This window comes from Pedobacter sp. MC2016-14, from assembly GCF_020991475.1.
In the GTDB taxonomy this organism is placed as follows: domain Bacteria; phylum Bacteroidota; class Bacteroidia; order Sphingobacteriales; family Sphingobacteriaceae; genus Pedobacter.
Map to the genome: position 1 here is coordinate 1,830,156 of NZ_JAJMPA010000001.1, position 20,211 is coordinate 1,850,366.

Consider the following 20,211-nt stretch of genomic DNA (forward strand, 5'->3'; position numbering starts at 1 on the left):
GAAGAAGAGCAAAGTTATTTTTTGCTCTTCTTTAATGTTTCAATGATCATGTCTTTGCGTTGAGCAGGTGGAATGGCATCTTTTTTAGCCTCTTCCTCCTGCTTTTTCTTTTGATTCCGTTTGTACTGACCGCTTATCTTTTGCAAAAATTCCCTGAAGTTATCAAACTGTTGCGTGTAAATCAGACCCAATGAAGTGACATTGGTATTTTGGTTAATACCAGAATTGGTAAAAATACTTTGCTGCGTTGGTGGCTTATTGGCCAGCTTACCAATTAAACTTCCATCCTTTTTAATCAGGGCCAGAATCTCTACCTCGCTACCCACATTATTTTTGGTAAACCCAATAGGTGAGAGGTCACTCGTACTTCTTCTGTCTACAATACCCGCATTCAAAATGATCCTGTCGTTAAAAAACTTAAAAGAAGCATTGGCCTCACTTAAAGACCTGATGTTGATGTCTACAAAGTCCAGGTTTAAAGAAGAAAGCACATTGTTAAACTGATTAAAGAGCAGTTCAGTGGCCGTACTCGTTACACCAGAGGTCAATTGCTCGCCCAAATTTGCCGCACCTGTACCAGGTGCAAAACTCCTTCTAATGATCAAACTAAAAGCCTGAAGGTTCAGGTTGTTCTCATCATTAAAATAAGCCTGCAGCTCTTCTTTAATGGCAGGGTTGGAAGGGAAAAAGATATCCAGTTTAATATCTGGCTTTAAGAGTAAGCCGGATAGGCCCATTTCTACTTCTGTAGATACCCGTTCATTTGCATTGCTACTCCGGTCGCGGTTTGCTGCCGTATATAAATCACTTAAGTTTGCCCTGAGCGCATAAATGGCTTTAAGCTGAATTTGTGCTGCAGTAGGATTGCCTGTCCAGCGGATGGTTCCACCCTGACGGATCGTAAATTTTTTATTGATAACCTCCTGTGCTGTGAAATCAAAACTACCAGATTCAATGATGTAATCGCCCTGCATTTCAAAATCACCCAGACTATTAATTTCCAGGTTCAGGTCGCCATTTCCCTTGCCGCTAAGGTTGCCCAGTGTAGTATAAATATTGGCCGTACTGTTGGGGTCAACCTGCAGTTTAAAGCTCATTGTTAAACCGTCAAAGCTGGTGGCTTTTTTTACGGTATTGGCGGTATCTTTGCTCAAAAAAGTAATGAAATCTTTGCTGGTCACTGTTTCAGAGCTGTTTAAAGGCAAGTTAAATACAGTGCCCTTCTCCGTTTTAGCATCAATACCAATAAACATGCGGTTAGTAGGCCCTTTAAATTTAAAGTTACCCGTAGCGTAGGCCTGCCCATAATAAATCGCATTGTCTTTAGCTGTTGTGTTTAAGGCCATAAACCGGGTGGCATCAACATTAATGTCTAAATCAGGATTGTCAATGTTGTTAAGATCAACCGTTCCATTTGCTATGGCTTCATTGTTGTCAATATCCTTCAGTTTAAGGTCGTTGATTTTAATTACACTATTTTCAACAGCAACATCATCAGAGATGGTGTATCTGGTTTTAAGATAGTTTACGGTAAGTTGTGCTTTCTCCAGTGATAACGACCCATTGATCTCAGGTTTAGAAAATGGGCCTTTAACTGTTAAGTCCGCATTGATATTCCCTTTTAAGTCCGATACCAGTGTTTTTACAAAAGGTTCCAGTACGGTGAGTTCACTATCATCCATACTTACACCCAAATCAATCAGCTTATCAGCCAAATTTAAGCTCCCCTCAATTTTAAAAGTTTCCTTGTTGGCATTTAAGATTTGGGTAAAAATATTAGCCACATTTTTGTCCTGGTCGTAAGAAGAGGTTTCAATCAGGCTCCCAATATAGGTGTCATTGAAGGTTAACGAATCAATCTTTAAATCGTCTTTGACCACGGGAGACTTAAGCAGGTTGCTCAATTGGGTTTTTCCGTTTAGGTTTCCTCCAAGCGTAACCCCAAGTGTTTTCACAAAAGGATTAAGCGTTTTCAGGCTAAAGTTATTAAAGCCAACAGTTAGCATGTCTTCAGGGTCATCAGATAAAATCCCATCAATGGTCAGTTTCTGTATGCCATTACTGAGGTCAAAATTGCTGATTTCGGTTTTAGAGTCGTTAAAATTGATGCGTACCTTTTCCTGAATGGCCCATTCCTCACTGTTGATTTTTAAGATAGAAGGCAGGATGCTGATTTTAGCTGTGGTATCTGCAGAAAACTCTACCAGGCCGTTTAAATCCAACTGGTTCACGTCATCAGCGTTGGATAACTTTAAGTTGAGCGCGAGACTGTCATTTCTTAAAATGTTGGAGATGTTGACGTTCTTGATGTATAAACTATCGTTGAGGTCTACACGGTCTGAGGTAATAATGGCCTGCAGCTGATTATTGTTGGTGTTTTCGTCCAGGATCAGGTTGTTAACTACGATGCCTTTGTAGGTGATTTTCTTTACAAACCCGTTTAGCGTAGCAATATTTTGTTGCGAATTGAAATTACCAATCAGTATCGCCTGATCTTCGATATTAAGTCCGGGAGCCACAAGTTCCGCAATGGGTTCAAAACGTTTAATCCTAAGGTCAAACTGGAAATTCTGTTCCCCAAACTTTACAATGTCCGTCTTTAAGGAAGGTACATAGGTTTTTGCCAAAGCTTTATAGTAAGAAGGAAGTGTATTTAAATCGTATTGACCTTTAATGCTGGCATCAAAAATATCCGATTCTACAGTAAGCTCCCTGTCAATACCCAGGCCACGGGCTCGTAATTGTACCGAATCAATGTTGTAAATGCCTTTAACATTGTCTAGCCTGATCTTTTCAATAGAGAGTTTTCCTTGAATGTTGTTCAGGTTATTGCCAGAAAAATTAGTGCTAAAAACAGCGTCCACTTTCAAAGAGTCCTTAAATAGTTTAAGGGCTTTAAGCTTTGCGTTTTTAATGGTGGCATTAAAAGCAAAGACAGGTAATGTTGGATTTAAATTTACGCCGCCATCAAAAGTCAACTGTACATTTTTATCGTTAATGCTGAGGCTGCCCTCAAAGAATTTCTGATCAAACGTACCGTTTAGCTTAACATTTCGGTAACGGTAGTCGTTAAAATCTATATAGGTGATGTCGCCATTTATTTTTTCTTTCAGGTCTTTAATCTCTGTACCCCTGCCTTCTATGTTAACCGCTGCGGTAACCCTGCCGAGTGTTTTTTCGTCCAGCAAGTCGCCAATATTAAAGTCGTAGGTTTTTACATTTCCAGAGTAAGCTGGCACACCTTTTTTATTGATCTTCATGTTTACATCCGAGACCAATCTTCCCAATTTGGTTTTAAACTCACCATAAGCAATAAAGTCATTTTGAAAGCCAGTAAAGGAGCCGTTAAAATTGATGTTGCCAAATTTGTTGACGATGTTAGGGATCAGTTTTACCCGTTTACCAGTGGTACTGCTTAACAAGGCATCAAGGTCCTTTTTATTGGTGCCGGCCATGTCAATTTTAAGGTCCATAAAAGTTTCCTCTAAATCAGGAAGGCCCTTTAAGGCAAAATCACCTTTAATATAAGTTGCTTTACCCGCTTTTAAAGAAAGCTTTTTGGCTTTTAAATTGTTTACAAGGCCAGTAACTTCACCATCAATATCAATGTCCAGCTTCATTTTACTCAGTTCAGGCGCAAAATAAGCGACATCTCTTGAAGAAAGGTGACTGTTTTTGAACCTGCCTTTCATCCTTACCTTGTTCACATAATCATTAAAATCGCTAAAACTGCTAAAGCGCATCAGGTAGTAGTCGCTTAACCTGCTCTGGTTAGTAACCAGTAACAGTTTTTCCAATTCTATTTTATTGGTGTCTATAGTGGTAAAAGCGGAAAGGTTTTTAAGGTAAAAACCACTTTTCTCTTTGAAATTCAGATTTTTAATGTTGGCTTGCAGGATATAGTCTGAAGTGTTCAGGTTCTCGAAAATCCCGTTAAGCTGTGTAAGCTGGATATCGTCGAAATTTACTTCATTCATCACCGTATCCGCATATTTTAGGTTTTTGTATTTAAAGCTGATGTTGTTTAATATCACCCTGTCAAAAGTAACGGTATACGGCTTGCCCTTAGGCGCTGTTTTTTTAGTAGTCGTGTCAGAACCGCTGAAATAATCTATGATGAAATCCAGGTTGGTAGATTTATCTTTATAAGATTTGAGGAAAAAAGAGCCATTGTTGAGTTGAATGGTGTTTACATCAATAAGCCGCTGCTTTAAAGAAAAGACATTCAGGTCTACCAAAAACTTCGGTGTACTCAATAAAGTATCCTTCTGTAAGTCCAGTACCAATAAATCTTCCAGTACAACAGATTTAAAAGGTTTGATGTAAATGCTTTTTAAAGAAACGGTAGTATTAAGCTCTTTGGAAAGGTAAGCTGTTGCCTTTTTAGCTACATAAGTCTGCACCTGCCTGAATTGCAGGGAGAATAAGACAATTGCAACCAGCAGCAAAATGGATGCAATAAACCAAAGAAGTATTTTTAATAGTTTTTTGATATTTTTGTAGCTTAATAATAATAACTGTGTCTGTAATACTTGCTATCGAATCTTCTTGTGATGAAACTTCAGTTGCTGTCTGTAACAACGGCAAAATTACTGCCAATGTTATCGCAAACCAAACTATTCATCAAAATTATGGTGGTGTAATTCCAGAGTTAGCCTCCAGGGTACACCAGCAAAACATCATTCCCGTTGTGCAACAAGCATTAATCGATGCTAATGTAAGTAAAAAGGACATCAATGCAGTAGCTTTTACACGCGGTCCTGGTTTATTGGGTGCTTTATTGGTGGGGGTTTCTTTTGCAAAATCATTTGCACTGGCGCTTGATCTGCCTTTGATTGCTGTAAACCATATGCATGCACATATTCTGGCCCATTTTATTGAAGATCCAAAACCTACTTTTCCATTCTTATGTCTCACTGTTTCTGGTGGACACACACAGATTGTGATTGTGAGGGATTTTGATCAGATGGAAATTATAGGAGAGACGATGGACGATGCAGCGGGAGAAGCTTTTGATAAAACGGCCAAGATCCTGAATTTGCCTTATCCTGGTGGACCTTTGATAGACAAGCATGCAAAAAACGGGAATCCCCTTGCTTATACTTTCCCTGTGCCGCAGATCAAGAACTTTGATTATAGTTTTAGTGGATTCAAAACCGCTATCTTATATTTTATCAGGGACAAAGTAAAAGAAAACCCTAACTTTATTGAGGAAAACCTGGATGATATTTGTGCATCCGTTCAGCACAGCATTGTGAATATTCTACTGATCAAGCTAAAAAAGGCTGCATTAGAATATGGGATTAAGGATATTGCCATTGCGGGCGGTGTATCAGCAAATAGTGGACTGCGCGCTACCTTGCAGGAAGAGGCTAAAAAGTTAGGATGGAATGTATTTATTCCCGCTTTTGAATACTGTACCGACAACGCGGCTATGATTGCCATTGCGGGGCATTATAAGTTTATGAAAAATGATTTTGTAGGCCAGGATGTGGCGCCTGCATCAAGAATGGAGTTTTAATATTTAATTATAGATTATGAATGCAGCGAGTTATATATTTTTTGGGTTAATGCTCATCCCCTTAATTGTTTTTGTGGTTTGGATGATCAAAAAAGATAAAAACAGAAATTACCTGGGCTTGCTGGTATTGGTGGCCATGGCCTTGATTGCCCTGTATTCTATTTTAAAGTACGATATCAATTTTATGGAGACAGGAGAAGGCGCAACGCTCAAATCACAGTCTCCCAGCTACCGATAAACAAAAAGGCTGCCGATGTACACACCGGCAGCCTTTCGTTTGTAAAAGGATTTAGCACTTAGCTTTTCTCTTCTAATTTTTCGCCTGTTACCTCTACCCTGATTTTAGCTTCAATCTCGTCAGCAAGTTCAGGATTGTCCAGCAATAAAGTTTTAACAGCATCACGTCCCTGTCCCAGTTTAGTATCTCCATAAGAGAACCATGAGCCAGCTTTTTTGATGATGTTAAAATCTACACCAAGGTCAATGATTTCTCCTACTTTAGAGATCCCTTGGCCGAACATGATGTCAAATTCTGCCAGTCGGAAAGGAGGAGCAACTTTATTTTTAACAATTTTTACTTTTACCCTGTTTCCGGAAACTTCGTCCGCATCTTTAATCTGTGAAGTTCTTCTGATGTCTAAACGTACAGAAGCATAAAACTTAAGTGCGTTACCACCAGTAGTGGTTTCAGGATTTCCAAACATTACCCCGATTTTTTCACGCAACTGGTTGATGAAAATACAGCAGCATCCTGTTTTAGCAATTGTTCCGGTTAACTTACGCAAAGCTTGTGACATTAAGCGAGCCTGAAGACCCATTTTAGAATCACCCATTTCACCTTCAATCTCTGCTTTAGGTACCAATGCCGCAACAGAGTCAATAATGATTACATCAATAGCGCCAGAACGGATCAGGTTTTCTGCAATTTCTAAAGCTTGTTCTCCGTTATCAGGCTGTGCAATCAATAGATTATCTACATCAACACCAAGCTTTTTTGCGTAAAATTTATCAAAGGCATGCTCCGCATCAATAAATGCAGCCATTCCACCTTTCTTTTGCGCTTCAGCAATAATATGAGTGGCTAAGGTAGTTTTACCAGAAGACTCCGGTCCGTAAATTTCAATTACCCTGCCTTTAGGCACGCCGCCTATACCTAAAGCAATGTCTAAGCCAATAGAACCTGTGGAGATCGCCTCTATAGATTCAATTGCTGCATCACCAAGTTTCATTACAGCGCCTTTACCGTAAGATTTTTCCAACTTATCAAGCGTAAGTTGTAATGCTTTTAATTTCTCTGCGTTTGGATTCATTTCGTTAACGTATATGCGTAAATATAGAATATTTTTTGTTAAAATTCAATTGTGTAATTATTATAACAGCTAATAATATTAGCAAAAGTAGTGGTTTGTTTTGGATTATACAAATTTATTATCGTACCTTATAGCTTAATCATATGCTGATTTTTGCTTTCGCTAATTAATTTAGCCGGAAGCACAATTTTATTAAAGTATCTGCAAATGTGCGTAATCTCGCAAATGTTGCATTTAGGAGAACGTGCAACGCAAACGTAGCGGCCATGCAAGATCAACCAGTGGTGGGCTACATGTATAACTTCCTGCGGTAAATTTTTAACAAGGTCTTTTTCTACCGCAAGCGGTGTTTTTCCATTGGTTAGGCCCAGTCTGTTGGCTACCCTGAATACATGCGTATCTACCGCCATAGCAGGAGCGTTATATACCACAGATGCAATTACGTTTGCCGTTTTACGGCCCACCCCAGGTAATTTTTGCAGTTCATCAATATCAGAGGGCACTTCACTGTTAAAATCATTTAGCAGCATATTAGCCATACCTACCAGGTGTTTGGCTTTATTGTTCGGATAACTTACACTTCTGATGTAATCAAAAACCAGATCAGGCGTAACTTCTGCCAAACTTGCCGGTGTTGGAAAACGTTGAAATAAGGCCGGGGTAATCATATTGATTCTTTTGTCTGTGCATTGTGCAGACAAGATCACAGCAATCAGCAGTTGAAATGGATTATGATAATGAAGCTCTGTTTCTGCATCCGGTTGTTTTGCAGAAAAATGAGCAACGAAAAGCTGATACCTTTCTTTTTTGGTCATGCGCAAAGATAGCATAGAAAAATAAAATCAGGCCTATATCTTCTCGATACGGCCTGATTCATTTAAATTTTTGCCCTGGAATAAGCAAGAATACGATCTATGGTTTCTTCTTTTGGAACTCTAATCAGCAAATCGAGGTCAAGCCTGATGCTGTCGTAAAATGCTTCTTCAGATTCTTCAAAAAGTTCAACACTCAAAATTTCTGAGTTTTTTTGAAGCTGGTTGTTGTGAATAGTTGTGGTAGAAATTGTTATCATAAGCAGACAGAGGTTTTTGATTGTTATGTATTTAACGTATTAATTTACCTTTTATTTTAGGTGCTTAAAATTGTTTTTAACATAAAATGAAATTCCCCTTTTCCAACCTCAACTCACCTCTTTTATTTTCATCATTTTACGTAAGTTGCTCAATGCATAGCGCATTCTTCCCAGTGCAGTATTGATGCTCACAGCTGTTAAATCCGCAATTTCTTTAAAGCTTAAATCTGCATAGTGACGCATAATCAAAACTTCTTTCTGGTCTTCAGGAAGTAGATGAATCATCGCTTGCAGGTCTGTATAAGTTTGGTTTCTCAGTATCCTGTCTTCAGCACTTTCTTCATGGATGGGTACCATACTCAATACATCGTTATCGTCGTCTGCACTCACCATAACCGGACTGCGCTTTTCTTTTCTGAAATGATCGATAACTAAATTGTGGGAGATCCGTAATACCCATGGTAAAAATTTACCCTCTTCATTGTATTTGCCCGAACGCAGGGTGTTAATGACTTTTATGAAGGTGTCCTGAAAAATATCCTCTGCCAGATACTGGTCTTTTACCAGTAAATAAATGGAAGTGTATATTTTAGATTTGTGCCTTCTAATAAGTTCTTCCAAAACAGATTCATCACCGTTAATATATAACGTCACTAAATCCTGATCACTGTCTAACTGTAATTTCATAGGAGTATTCATGCTAAAATGCTCTTTTTCCGTTTGTTAAAAAATACCTATGTAAATGTGTTATCGATAGTGTTCTCCTATGAGGTTTGGGGGTGGATAAAAATGTTAGTTAGTTTGATTTATTCAAAAGAAGCATTTTTTTTAATAGAATCCAATTATTAAAGTGTTAATTTTTTTTAAATTCCTGTGAGGCCCCAATTTCTTGCGGCCTTTAAAAAACTATAATTGCGTTATTTGGGTTATATTTGCAGTAATCTATCCATAGATAAATGAGTAAGGAAATCGAAAAAGATCCACATAAAAATATCATCATAAAAGGCGCCAGGGTACACAATCTTAAAAACATTGATGTGGCCATTCCAAAGAACCAGCTTGTTGTCATTACAGGCATGTCGGGTTCGGGGAAATCTTCCCTGGCTTTTGATACTTTATATGCTGAAGGCCAGAGAAGATATGTAGAAAGTCTTTCTGCCTATGCCCGGCAATTTATGGGCAGGATGAATAAGCCTGATGTAGATTACATTAAAGGTATTGCCCCTGCCATTGCCATTGAGCAAAAAGTAATTACTTCAAATCCACGCTCTACCGTAGGTACTTCAACAGAAATCTATGATTACCTTAAACTGCTGTTTTCCAGAATCGGAAAAACGTATTCTCCCGAATCGGGCGAAGTAGTTAAGAAGGATACCGTAACCAGTGTTGTAGAGTTTATCACCGCTTTAGGTGAGGATGAAACCATTATTATTTCCTGTCCTTTACATCCGCACAATACACGTTCTATTAAGGAGGAACTGGCGGTGTTGCTGCAAAAGGGATTTTTAAGGGTTTACCTGAATGATGAAATTCAGAAGATTGAGACCATTCTGGAAGATGAGGCTTTTAACGATGTGGAACTTGGTGATCAGTCTACCGTAAAGATATTAATTGACAGGATTGTTGTAAACCAGGAAGAGGAAACATTAAGCCGGATTGCAGATTCTGTGCAAACGGCATTTTTTGAAGGCCGGGGGGATTGCTTTGTCGCCCATGATGGTACAACAACTTCCTTCAGCGATCGATTTGAACTTGACGGGATCAAATTTGAAGAGCCTACACCAAACTTTTTTAGCTTTAACAATCCGTATGGGGCTTGTAAAAGATGTGAAGGTTATGGTAATGTAATTGGCATTGACGAAGACCTGGTTATTCCTGATAAAAGCAAAAGTGTTTACGATAGTGCCATAGCACCATGGCGTGGTGAAAAAATGCGCGAATGGTTAAATAAACTGATCAAGAGCGCAGATAAATTTGACTTTCCGATTCATCGTTCTTATAGCGAACTGACTGAAAAGCAACAGCGTTTGTTGTGGACAGGAAATAAATACTTTGCGGGACTGGATGATTTCTTTAAAGAACTGGAAGAGCAAACCTATAAAATTCAATATCGGGTAATGCTTTCGCGTTACCGCGGAAAAACCGTTTGTCCCGATTGTAAGGGTTCGCGCCTGCGTAAAGATGCCTCTTATGTAAAAATTGCCGGTAAATCTATCATTGATGTGGTGTTGATGCCTTTGGCAAAAATTGGCGAGTTTTTTGAACACCTGAACCTGTCAGAGACTGATCAAAAGATTTCTAAACGCCTGCTGTCCGAAATTGAGAACCGGATTTTATATCTTAATAACGTTGGTTTAGGGTATTTAACTTTAAACCGTTTATCCAATACCCTTTCTGGCGGAGAGTCACAGCGCATCAATCTTGCTACTTCCCTGGGAAGTTCCCTTGTTGGTTCCATTTATGTGCTGGATGAGCCGAGTATCGGACTGCATCCGCGTGATACCAATAAACTCATTGAAGTATTGCAGTCCTTACGCAATGTGGGTAATACCGTAATTGTGGTAGAGCACGAAGAGGAGATGATGCGTGCGGCAGATCATATCATTGATATTGGGCCAGAAGCAGGTACTCATGGTGGTAACCTCGTGTTTAGTGGCACTTATGATGAAATTATTAAGGATAAAAAAAGCCTTACCGGAATGTATCTTTCTGGGAAGGAAAATATAGTAGTTCCTGCCCAACGCAGAAAATGGGCTGATCATATTCTGGTAAAAGGGGCCCGGGAAAACAACCTTAAAAACATTGATGTAAAATTTCCATTGGGAATTTTTACCGTAGTGAGTGGTGTTTCTGGTTCTGGAAAGACCAGTCTTGTTAAAAAAATATTGTACCCTGCCTTGCAAAAGGCCATCGGTAACTACGCTGGTGAGCAAACGGGGGCTTATGATGGGATTTATGGGAATTATGATTTGGTGAGCCAGGTAGAGATGGTAGATCAGAATCCGATTGGCAGATCATCCCGTTCAAACCCGGTAACCTATGTTAAAGCATGGGACGATGTGAGGGCCTTGTTTGCCGCTTTGCCTGCTTCTAAAGCGGCCGGCTTAAAGCCAGCAGCCTTTTCATTTAACGTAGAAGGCGGGCGCTGTGACGTTTGCCAGGGTGAAGGAGAGGTGAAGATAGAAATGCAGTTCATGGCTGATATCTTTTTGCCTTGTGAAGCCTGTGCGGGGCGCAGGTTTAAACAGCATGTGCTTGATGTGACTTACCAGGATAAAAATGTGGCTGATATCCTGGAACTTACCATAGAAGATGCTGTAACATTTTTTGCCACTGAACCTAAAATTTTAGCCAAGCTGCAACCTTTGGTAGATGTTGGATTGGGCTATGTTCATCTGGGCCAATCTTCCAATACCTTATCTGGAGGTGAAGCGCAGCGTATTAAACTGGCTTCCTTTTTAATTAAGGGCAATAATGCCAATAAAACGATGTTCATTTTTGATGAACCTACTACCGGACTCCATTTTCATGACATCAAAAAACTTTTGATTGCATTGAATACCCTGGTTGAACAAGGCAATACCATTCTGGTGATTGAGCACAATATGGACATGATTAAATCTGCCGATTGGGTAATTGATATTGGCCCGGAAGGTGGTGATAAGGGGGGCAATGTAGTCTTTGAAGGTAAGCCAGAAGATTTGCTGAAAGCAAAAGACTCTTATACCGGAAAGTATTTAAAAGCACATTTGAAATAAAATGTATCTTCGTCCATGCTATTTCTAACCTTTTTCCTGGGGATTGTATGTAATGCCATTGGTTACATCCCCCCAGGTAATATCAACTTAACTGTAGCTCAGATTACCATTAACAAGGGCTTAAAACAGGCTTATTCTTTTATAATTGCCTTTGGCCTGGTAGAAATGGTATTTACTTTTGCCGTGATGCGCTTTGTACAATGGTTATCCAGTACGGTTAAGCTGGGGCAGACCATTGATATTGCAATGATTTTTGTTTTTCTGATACTGGGCGTGGTAACCTGGCGTTCCAGAAAAGAAATGCCCAATACAGACACTACAGACAATAAAGACAGCATCCGCTATGGCCTGTTGCTTGGCATTCTAAACCCTATGCAAATTCCATATTGGCTTTTTCTGGGTACTTACCTCATTTCTCATGAATGGATCAATATTGGTTACCTGTCATTAGGCGTGTTTAGCATTGGCTCCGGAATTGGTGCAGCCATAGCCTTATATGGTTTTGCGCGCTTTGCCGGTTACATTCAGGAAAAGTTTACGCTAAGCAGTTACATCATCAATAAAAGCATTGCAATTTTGTTTTTTACACTTTCGGCCTATCATATCGGAAAAGTAATTTACGTGCATTTTATCCGCCAGTAATTAATACTTATCCCTAATCTTTCTTTAAAAATTCCAGGTTCCATATTTTTTCCGCTTTTCTGCCAATGAGCCAGAAGGATGCCGCCAGTACGCAGAAAAATAAAGCCTTGTGCCAACTGTCCCAAAAATATTCGAAGTAACGGGTGTAGAGGTTCAGAAATAAAAAAGTGATGCCAAATTCCCTGGCTACTTCATCTCTGAACTTTAAACCTGCAAAGATGCTGATGCCACAAAAAGCCGCAGAGATGATTGCCCAGTAGAATAATGTGATTTGCTTAATGCCGTACCACTGATCTAAGGTGCCAAAATTACCAAAAACAGAGATGAGCCATAAGGATACAAAAAGATAGACCATGCCACAGATGTAGCTTGTCATCTGGAAATATTGGAAGAATTTTGACTTGCGGAGCAGTACCGAGGTTGCAGTAAGCAGCAAACCGAAGAGCGCGAAACGTAGAGGGTAGTTCATCCCCAGGAAATATAAATTGCCCCTGGAAAGGTAACCCGTCTCTGTTCCAAACCAGGCACCGAGAGAAATGAGTACAAATACCCAGATTAGCCTTGATTTGAAGAGGTAGGCGAGAATTCCGTAAATAAATACAGAAAATAGAATGAGCAGGGAGAAATGCGTGCCCCCGTTACCGATGGCCTTACCCAAATAGGCAATACCGTTGGCTGTTAACATCACGGCAGTAAAAATGATGGCATCATTGCTAAACACTTGCTCTGGAGATGACTTCTTCCTTTTAAAGCTCCTCCAGTACAAAGCTGCGGCAGCCAGAAATGACAACAGGCTAATGATACCGTCAGGGGTATCGTATAGTTTTTCTAAGTAAAGGAGAATGGTATTGTCTACCAGCAAAGCACCCAGGGCAATTACCCCGCAGGCCATTGCAATCCAGAAAGAATACTGTGCCAGCCTCCGCCAGTCAAAAGATTTGGCTTCATAGCTGGCTTTAAGTCTGGCAACCTGATCTGGTTTAAGCAACTGTTCATCTTTCCAGTGCTCAAGCATTTCATCTAAAAAGTCGCTCTTCTCCTGATCTATTTTCATGTCTTCTTTAACAAGTCGGGGATCTTTTTGTTGTTGCCAACAATCCACACAATGTCGTCGTTTTCAAAGACCAGGTTAGAATCTGGATTTAAAATCCGCTTGCCCTGGCGCTCTATACCTACCACCAATCCTTGTGTTTGCTCCCTGATGCCCGAATCACGAATGGTTTGCGCAAAAACCGGAGAACTGCTGTTGATGACGATCTTTTGCAGGGTCATGTCTTTTTTTGGGAAATAGCTCTCCTGATTTTCATCTGAAGAACCTTCAAACAGTTCCGTAATGGCGGCAAGCTGGTCATCCGTACCAATCAGCAATACTTTATCATTTGGATACAAACGCTCATCACGTGATGGGGTAGGAATCATTTTTGTCCCTCTTTCAATCAAGGCAATGTTTACACCATATTTTTCTCTTACGGAGAGCTCAACAAGAGATTTGCCCACTAGCTTTGATTCTGGTGAAACGGTTAATTCTGTTAAGTGTGTATCCCAGGGTAAAATCTCGGGCTGCTTGTTCTGTTCTTCCCGGGCATTAAGGTTGTAAAAAAAGCGACTTTCCAGGCGGTCGTAAAAAGCCTGCAGCTTTCTGGAGAAAATAACCATCACTAAAATAATCAGTGTCAGTGCGATGACCGTAGAGATCCAGGTATTGTAAAATTGAAAGATCAGGAAACATACCGAAAATATGGCTAGTGCAGTCCTGAATACTTCCAATGCAATCAGCGGGCCCCGCGTGTATTTCTTGTTTAGCCACAATTGGGAATAGGCTTTACGCTCTATTCTTTTGATGGCCAATGCCCATAAAAAAGGTGCCATAACGGCCAGTAGGACAATTAAACTGATGATGCTGCCTTTATTGCCATTTATGATGTTTTTAGTAATAAAAGGTTGCAAATACTGCGTACCCAGGAATATGATGGCAATCAGGATCACCGAGTGGATAATGGTATTAATGGTGTACGATTTCAGGAAAGTCTTCCAATCGCTCATGGTGGTAATTCCCGCTGTACTGGAGCTATATCTGTTAATGGCTTCTACCCATTTCTGCGGTAGTTTACGTGCTAAAAACTGATAAAAGGGCTCTGAAGCTTTAATTAAATAGGGTGTGGTAAAAGTGGTAATTGCCGAAACAGCCACTGCAATGGGATAAAGGAAATCACTGGTTACTTTTAAGGTGAGCCCAAGGGTTGCGATGATGAAAGAGAATTCACCGATTTGTGCCAGGCTCATTCCGGTTTGCACCGCAGTTTTTAAAGGCTGACCGGAGACAAGGGCACCAAGTCCTGAACTTAAGAATTTACCTAAAATTGTAGCGATGGTAATCACCAGGATAGGTACCGCATAATCAATTAGGATTCCCGGTTCAATCAACATCCCTACAGAAACAAAGAAGATAGCTGCGAACAAATCTTTAACGGATTTGGTGAGGTGTTCAATTTTTTCGGCCTGGGTGGTTTCTGCCAATACAGAGCCCATAATAAAAGCACCAAGGGCAGGAGAGAAACCAACTTTTACGGCTAACATCACCATTAATAAACACAAGGCAATGGAAACGATCAGCATCGTTTCATCGTTCATTAGTTTTTTAGTGGCTTTGAGAAAACTGGGGACAAGGAATATGCCGCCAATAAACCAGAGCACCAGGAAGAAACATAATTTTAAGATGGAGAATACCATTTCCAGACCAGCAAATTGCTGACTTACGGCAAGGGTAGAAAGCAGCACCAGGAGTAAAATGGCCACCAGGTCTTCTACTATGAGTACCCCGAAAACCAGTCCTGCAAACTTTTTATGCTTTACACCCAGCTCTTCAAAAGCGCGGATGATGATGGTTGTAGAAGAGACGGATAAAATACCGCCGAGAAAAATGCTGTCCATTGTAGCCCAACCCATGGCTTTACCCGCTACAAAGCCGATCAGGAGCATAGAGACTACCTCAACAATAGCGGTAATGGAGGCCGAGCCACCTACTTTAACCAGTTTTTTGAAACTAAATTCCAAACCAAGGCTAAACAATAAAAAGATAACACCAATTTCTGCCCAGATATGTACACTTTCATTATCGGTTACGGTAGGCAGGAATTTAATGTGCGGCCCAACCAGTAAGCCGGCAAGAATATAGCCCAATACCAGCGGTTGTTTGATCTTTTTGAAAAGTAATGTAGTTACACCCGCTGCGGCAAGTATCAATCCTAAGTCTGCAATAAGTACCGGTAAATGAATCATAGGCAAATTGTGTTTGTTGCCAATATATGAAAAATACCTGCTTTTTTTGCATAAAAAGCTCGTTACTTAGCAGTCTGCGCACCTTTAAGTGCGTATACTTACATTTTAAGAGCGGGAATTGAAGAAGGCCAGCGTGTTTTCTTTGTCTAGTTTTAGCTGCTCTTTTAAAGCCTCCAGTCCGGTAAATTTTACATCGTGACGCAGGAACTTTAAAAAGGTCATGGTAATGTGCTGTCCATAAATTTCCTGATCAAAGTCAAAGATGTTTACTTCAATATTTCGGGTCATTCCGTTTATGGTTGGTCGCTGGCCAATATAAGCCATTCCTTTATATACCAGATGCTGATTGTCGCTGGTTGGTATTTCTACCGTAACCGCATATATGCCATCACCGGGAATCAATTTATAGGTTTCCTGTACAAAGATATTTGCTGTTGGATAACCGATGGTACGGCCAATTTTATCGCCTTTAATTACCGGACCACTGATAGAAAAATGATAGCCCAGATATTCTGCGGCCAGGGCCACATCACCCGCCATTAAAGCACTGCGTATTTTGGTAGAACTTACGGCAACATCATTGATATCTTGTTCAGGTATGACTTCAATATCGTAGCCATATATGCCAGAATATTGCTCCAGCTCTGGCATACCACCTTCACGGTTCTTGCCAAAACGGTGGTCGTAGCCCACAATAATATGCCTGGTACCTATGGTATCTACAAGGATGTCTTTAATATATTCGGCCGCGCTGAGGTTAGAGAAATCTCTGGTAAAAGGCGTAATGATCAAATGGTCGACGCCAAGTTCTTCAAGGATTTTTGCCTTTTCTACAATGGTATTGATCATCTTTAAATCCTGGTTCTCGGGCTCAATAATGAGGCGTGGATGAGGAAAAAAGGTGAGAATTACACTTTCGCCCTGTGTGTTTTTTGCAAGTTCACAGAGTCTTTTGATAATGTTATGATGACCGAAATGCACGCCGTCAAATGTGCCGATGGTGGTTACTGCGCAATCCAGCTTTTTAAACTCGGATAAGGAATGATAAATTTTCAAAACCAATAATTAATGTAGTGCCTGTCTTTTTACTACTCCGCCGCGTATGTCCGCAATTTGCTGCTGGATCACAAAAGCGTCGGGATCTATTTGTCGTATGGCAGTCTGCAGCTTGCTCATCTCAAGTTTAGTGACTACCGTGTATAATATGTCGATGTCTCTTTTTACGCCATAACCGCCTTCGCCTTTATAAACGGTAACACCGCGTTTCATTTTGTACATAATGTACTTTTTAATGCTGTCGCTTTTGTCTGAGATAATGGTGACCCCTGTGTACTGTTCAATCCCGTTAATAATATAATCTATGGTATTGGAAGCAGAGAGGTAAGTTAATATGGCATATAGTGCCGTGTTAATGTTAATTAACCAGGCTGCAAAAGAGAAAATGACAATGTTTAAAATGAGGATGATGTTGCCGACCGTGAGTGTACTTTTTCTGCTTAAATAAAGTGCTAAAACTTCCGTTCCGTCAATTACACATCCACCACGCATGGCCAGGCCTATTCCACCACCTAAAAAAAGTCCGCCGAAAAAGGCAATCAATAATTTATCATGCGTTACGGGCTGAAAGGGAAGAAATACCAGGGCAATGGCCAATCCGGCAATGGCTATGGACGTTTTAATGGCAAAAGTCTTGCTGATTTGTTTGTAACCCAGGATCACGAAAGGGATATTGATGAGTACAATCAGGTAAGGGAGTTTTAAACCGGTAAGGTTGCTCACCAACAGTGAAATTCCTGTTACCCCGCCATCAATAAATTCGCTGGGTAATAAAAAGCTTTTGAGGCCAAAGCAGGCTGATATTACGCCACAGATGACTAGTATAGTGTTTTTTGCGAAGTTGAGGTTACTGGGCTTCCGTTTGTCGCGCATCTTTCTCTCTTTTGTCCCTAAGGTAAGCAACTAAATCTGCAACCTCAAATGCATTTTCCAATAAAAAATCTCCGCTGCGGGTACGGACCAACTTAGACAAATAAGCGCCGTTATGAAGTTGTTTACCAAAATCAGAAATCAGCGAGCGGATATAAGTTCCTTTACTGCAAACAATCCTGAAATCGACCTCGGGCAATGCTATGCGGGTAATTTCAAATTCGGAAACCGTCACTTCACGCAGTCTTACTGCAGTTTCTTCGCCTCTTCTGGCTTTTAAATAAGAACGTTCTCCATCTACCTTAACTGCTGAGTGTTGAGGTGGATATTGTTGAATTACACCTGTAAAAGGAGCTGTGGCTGCATAGATTTGATCTGCTGTGATGCCTTCCAAAGAAAATTCCTGATCTACCACCGTTTCTAAATCAAAAGAAGGCGTAGTTGCGCCCAAAATCATGGTGCCGGTATATTCTTTCTCCTGTGCCTGAAAGGTATCGATCTGTTTGGTTAGCTTACCTGTACAAAGGATGAGGAGGCCTGTAGCCAGCGGATCTAAAGTCCCGGCATGACCTACTTTTAATTTCAGCGGTTTCAACGAATTTCTGATCTTGCCCACTACGTCAAAACTGGTCCACTCGTACGGTTTGTTGATCAGTAATAGTTCACCTTCTGCAAAATTGAAAGTGCTTTCCTGTAATTTTTCTTTGTTCAAAACTTAAGCTAAAATAAAAGGCAATTATATAATTTGCATGCTATGACCACTGTAGATCAGCGCAATGATGATTAAGCCTGCAACAATACGGTACCAGCCGAAGGCTACGAATCCGTATTTATTTAGGAAACCAATAAAACTTTTGATGGCCAGTAAAGCAACGATGAAAGCAACAACATTGCCCACCGCCAATACCTGAAACTGATCACTTGTAATGGTGTGTCCTTCTTTGTAAAAGTCCAATAATTTTTTGCCTGTAGCAGCAACCATGGTAGGTACGGCCAGGAAAAATGAAAATTCTGCTGCCGCTTTTCTGCTCAATTTCATAGACATCCCGCCTACAATGCTGGCTCCTGATCTGGATACACCTGGAATCATGGCAATACATTGGAAGAAGCCGATTTTTAAGGCAGTAAGGTAATTGATGTCTTCTTCGGTGTGAATAATGGCTTTATTAAACCACTTGTCTACAAAAAGCAGGATTACCCCGCCAACAACAAGAGATACTGCAACGGTAAGCGGACTTTCCAGTAGTTCGTCAATTTTGTCGCTCAGCAGCAATCCAAAAACGGCTGCCGGGATAAAAGCCACCACCAATTTGTAGTAGAAATCTAGCGATTTAAAAAAGCGTTTAAAGTAGAGAACCACCACAGAAAGGATGGCCCCAAGTTGGATCACAATTGTAAACAGTTTCACAAATGGGTCTGATGCAATGCCCATGTAGGAAGAGGCAAGGATCATATGGCCTGTAGAAGATACAGGTAAAAATTCAGTTAGCCCCTCTATAATGGCAAGGATAATGGCTTGTACAACGTTCATTTAGTTACTTTTTGAGTACAGCGTAAACTCCAAATCCGAAGCCGAATAAGACTACCATTGGTGCCAGGGTGGTTTTTCTGAAGTCGTAGATGTCTGTTGTGCCGCTCATTAAAGCAAAACCTACAATAACAATGATGATGCTGATGATCAGCAACTGGTAATTCTGTTTGGTGAACACCAGTTCACTTTTTTTCTCCTGTTGTGCCGGAGCTGTTTTTTTCTCTATCATTATCTGTAAAGGTCGTAAATTTTTAAACGTAAATATTTGCTAACGGCAAGTGTGGTACTGATAGCGGTGATAAAGATACCTATTCCTACTAAAAATAACAGTACAAAGCCAAACTCAACCGGGTTTCTTAAAATGATAATTTCCGGAATTTCCTGCTGTGCATAAAATAAAATGGCCAGTAACATAATCACGGCGATAAAGGCACCGATAAGCCCATGCAATGCGGCAAGAAGTACAAAAGGCCTGCGGATAAAGTTTTTGGTAGCACCCACCAATTGCATGCTTTTGATTAAAAAGCGCTGCGAATAGATAGCCAGCCGAATGGTATTGTTAATTAAGGCAACAGAAATCACAATCAAAATACCGGCAAAGCCAAGAATAACGATACTAATGGCATTGATGTTTTTGTTAACCATGTCAATTAAAGAACTTTGATAAATTACTTCTTTAACTACGGGGTTTTTGGCGATAGCGCTTTTTAAGGCATCGATGCTTTTGTTGTTGGCATAATCTGCTTTTAAATATACATCTACCGTGGAGAGCAGTGGGTTATAGCCCAAAAAGTTTACAAAGTCTTCGCCCAGGTCTTGCGTAAGGTTCTTAGCAGCAAGCTCTTTGTTTACATATTGGGTTTGCTTTATCGCCGGGTTGGCGTTTAACTCATTTTTAAATGCCAGTACATCAGTTTCCTTAGCACCTTCATCTACAATGATGTTTAATACAATGTTCTCTTTTACGTAGTTAGAAAGGTTTTTTGCATGCACCAGAATTAAACCCAGCATACCTAACATGAGCAATACCAGGGTAATGCTAAATATGGTTGATATGTATATGGTTTTGGTTTTTTTAGCTGCGTTGCTAACTTCAAATTCTTCCATGTATGTTTATTTATGAATTGCGAAAATAAAAAATATAAGCCAGTAAAATAAATTAAATGGCTTTT

17 protein-coding genes are annotated in these 20,211 nt (G+C 40.2%); 4 read left to right on the forward strand and 13 right to left on the reverse strand.

The window, feature by feature from the left end; translation table 11 throughout:
- Positions 1–14: 14 nt before the first annotated feature.
- Positions 15–4,448 (reverse strand): translocation/assembly module TamB domain-containing protein, encoded by a 4,434-nt coding sequence (locus LPB86_RS07715; RefSeq protein WP_230642184.1) that lies wholly within the window; start codon positions 4,446–4,448, stop codon positions 15–17.
- Between the two features lie 71 nt (positions 4,449–4,519).
- Between LPB86_RS07715 and tsaD the strand changes: the two genes are divergently transcribed.
- Entirely contained in the window at positions 4,520–5,521 is a 1,002-nt protein-coding gene (gene tsaD, locus LPB86_RS07720; protein ID WP_230642185.1) for a tRNA (adenosine(37)-N6)-threonylcarbamoyltransferase complex transferase subunit TsaD, read from the forward strand.
- A 16-nt stretch (positions 5,522–5,537) separates the two neighbouring features.
- Positions 5,538–5,759, forward strand: coding sequence for a hypothetical protein (locus LPB86_RS07725; RefSeq protein WP_230642186.1), 222 nt, complete (start codon positions 5,538–5,540; stop codon positions 5,757–5,759).
- 58 nt (positions 5,760–5,817) lie between these two features.
- Here the strand turns inward: LPB86_RS07725 and recA are convergent, their stop codons facing one another.
- The 4 genes from recA to LPB86_RS07745 form a co-directional block, all read right to left on the reverse strand.
- Positions 5,818–6,831: a recombinase RecA gene (gene recA / locus LPB86_RS07730; protein WP_230642187.1), complete on the reverse strand. Its 1,014-nt coding sequence runs from the start codon at positions 6,829–6,831 to the stop codon at positions 5,818–5,820.
- Positions 6,832–6,959: 128 nt separating this feature from the next.
- Entirely contained in the window at positions 6,960–7,646 is a 687-nt protein-coding gene (gene nth, locus LPB86_RS07735; RefSeq protein WP_230642188.1) for an endonuclease III, read from the reverse strand.
- Positions 7,647–7,708: 62 nt separating this feature from the next.
- On the reverse strand, positions 7,709–7,903 hold the full coding sequence (locus tag LPB86_RS07740; RefSeq protein ID WP_230642189.1) for a hypothetical protein: 195 nt from the start codon (positions 7,901–7,903) through the stop codon (positions 7,709–7,711).
- Between the two features lie 108 nt (positions 7,904–8,011).
- Positions 8,012–8,590 (reverse strand): RNA polymerase sigma factor, encoded by a 579-nt coding sequence (locus LPB86_RS07745; RefSeq protein ID WP_230642190.1) that lies wholly within the window; start codon positions 8,588–8,590, stop codon positions 8,012–8,014.
- A gap of 269 nt (positions 8,591–8,859) precedes the next feature.
- On the opposite strand from LPB86_RS07745, the gene uvrA reads away from it, so the two are divergent.
- Both uvrA and LPB86_RS07755 read left to right on the forward strand, forming a co-directional pair.
- On the forward strand, positions 8,860–11,661 hold the full coding sequence (gene uvrA / locus LPB86_RS07750; RefSeq protein WP_230642191.1) for an excinuclease ABC subunit UvrA: 2,802 nt from the start codon (positions 8,860–8,862) through the stop codon (positions 11,659–11,661).
- A 15-nt stretch (positions 11,662–11,676) separates the two neighbouring features.
- Positions 11,677–12,303, forward strand: coding sequence for a LysE family transporter (locus LPB86_RS07755; protein ID WP_230642192.1), 627 nt, complete (start codon positions 11,677–11,679; stop codon positions 12,301–12,303).
- A gap of 13 nt (positions 12,304–12,316) precedes the next feature.
- Here the strand turns inward: LPB86_RS07755 and LPB86_RS07760 are convergent, their stop codons facing one another.
- The 8 genes from LPB86_RS07760 to LPB86_RS07795 form a co-directional block, all read right to left on the reverse strand.
- The gene (locus tag LPB86_RS07760; protein ID WP_230642193.1) at positions 12,317–13,357 is read right to left on the reverse strand and encodes a DUF2157 domain-containing protein; all 1,041 of its coding nucleotides are present in this window, start codon (positions 13,355–13,357) and stop codon (positions 12,317–12,319) included.
- Complete coding sequence (locus LPB86_RS07765; RefSeq protein ID WP_230642194.1) at positions 13,354–15,582, reverse strand: cation:proton antiporter; 2,229 nt, start codon at positions 15,580–15,582, stop codon at positions 13,354–13,356. Before LPB86_RS07765 ends, LPB86_RS07760 begins: the two co-directional genes overlap by 4 nt.
- A 105-nt stretch (positions 15,583–15,687) precedes the next feature.
- Complete coding sequence (locus LPB86_RS07770) at positions 15,688–16,638, reverse strand: bifunctional riboflavin kinase/FAD synthetase (protein WP_230642195.1); 951 nt, start codon at positions 16,636–16,638, stop codon at positions 15,688–15,690.
- A gap of 9 nt (positions 16,639–16,647) precedes the next feature.
- Positions 16,648–17,511: a YitT family protein gene (locus LPB86_RS07775; protein ID WP_230642196.1), complete on the reverse strand. Its 864-nt coding sequence runs from the start codon at positions 17,509–17,511 to the stop codon at positions 16,648–16,650.
- Positions 17,486–18,220, reverse strand: a complete 735-nt coding sequence (truB, locus tag LPB86_RS07780; protein ID WP_230642197.1) for a tRNA pseudouridine(55) synthase TruB — start codon at positions 18,218–18,220, stop codon at positions 17,486–17,488. Before truB ends, LPB86_RS07775 begins: the two co-directional genes overlap by 26 nt.
- Before the next feature lie 24 nt (positions 18,221–18,244).
- Positions 18,245–19,039: an undecaprenyl-diphosphate phosphatase gene (locus LPB86_RS07785; protein WP_230642198.1), complete on the reverse strand. Its 795-nt coding sequence runs from the start codon at positions 19,037–19,039 to the stop codon at positions 18,245–18,247.
- Between the two features lie 4 nt (positions 19,040–19,043).
- Positions 19,044–19,268: a DUF3098 domain-containing protein gene (locus LPB86_RS07790; protein WP_230642199.1), complete on the reverse strand. Its 225-nt coding sequence runs from the start codon at positions 19,266–19,268 to the stop codon at positions 19,044–19,046.
- Positions 19,268–20,146, reverse strand: coding sequence for an ABC transporter permease (locus tag LPB86_RS07795; protein WP_230642200.1), 879 nt, complete (start codon positions 20,144–20,146; stop codon positions 19,268–19,270). Before LPB86_RS07795 ends, LPB86_RS07790 begins: the two co-directional genes overlap by 1 nt.
- Between the last annotated feature and the right edge of the window lie 65 nt (positions 20,147–20,211).

Bases quoted from the DNA above. Each gene is read 5' to 3' on its own strand.
- LPB86_RS07755 (WP_230642192.1), top strand. From the start codon at position 11,677: ATGCTATTTCTAACCTTTTTCCTGGGGATTGTATGTAATGCCATTGGT.
- LPB86_RS07725 (WP_230642186.1), top strand. From the start codon at position 5,538: ATGAATGCAGCGAGTTATATATTTTTTGGGTTAATGCTCATCCCCTTA.
- LPB86_RS07785 (WP_230642198.1), bottom strand. From the start codon at position 19,039: ATGAACGTTGTACAAGCCATTATCCTTGCCATTATAGAGGGGCTAACT.
- LPB86_RS07790 (WP_230642199.1), bottom strand. From the start codon at position 19,268: ATGATAGAGAAAAAAACAGCTCCGGCACAACAGGAGAAAAAAAGTGAA.
- LPB86_RS07740 (WP_230642189.1), bottom strand. From the start codon at position 7,903: ATGATAACAATTTCTACCACAACTATTCACAACAACCAGCTTCAAAAA.
- uvrA (WP_230642191.1), top strand. From the start codon at position 8,860: ATGAGTAAGGAAATCGAAAAAGATCCACATAAAAATATCATCATAAAA.
- LPB86_RS07775 (WP_230642196.1), bottom strand. From the start codon at position 17,511: ATGCGCGACAAACGGAAGCCCAGTAACCTCAACTTCGCAAAAAACACT.
- LPB86_RS07745 (WP_230642190.1), bottom strand. From the start codon at position 8,590: ATGAAATTACAGTTAGACAGTGATCAGGATTTAGTGACGTTATATATT.
- LPB86_RS07795 (WP_230642200.1), bottom strand. From the start codon at position 20,146: ATGGAAGAATTTGAAGTTAGCAACGCAGCTAAAAAAACCAAAACCATA.
- recA (WP_230642187.1), bottom strand. From the start codon at position 6,831: ATGAATCCAAACGCAGAGAAATTAAAAGCATTACAACTTACGCTTGAT.
- nth (WP_230642188.1), bottom strand. From the start codon at position 7,646: ATGACCAAAAAAGAAAGGTATCAGCTTTTCGTTGCTCATTTTTCTGCA.
- LPB86_RS07760 (WP_230642193.1), bottom strand. From the start codon at position 13,357: ATGAAAATAGATCAGGAGAAGAGCGACTTTTTAGATGAAATGCTTGAG.
- LPB86_RS07765 (WP_230642194.1), bottom strand. From the start codon at position 15,582: ATGATTCATTTACCGGTACTTATTGCAGACTTAGGATTGATACTTGCC.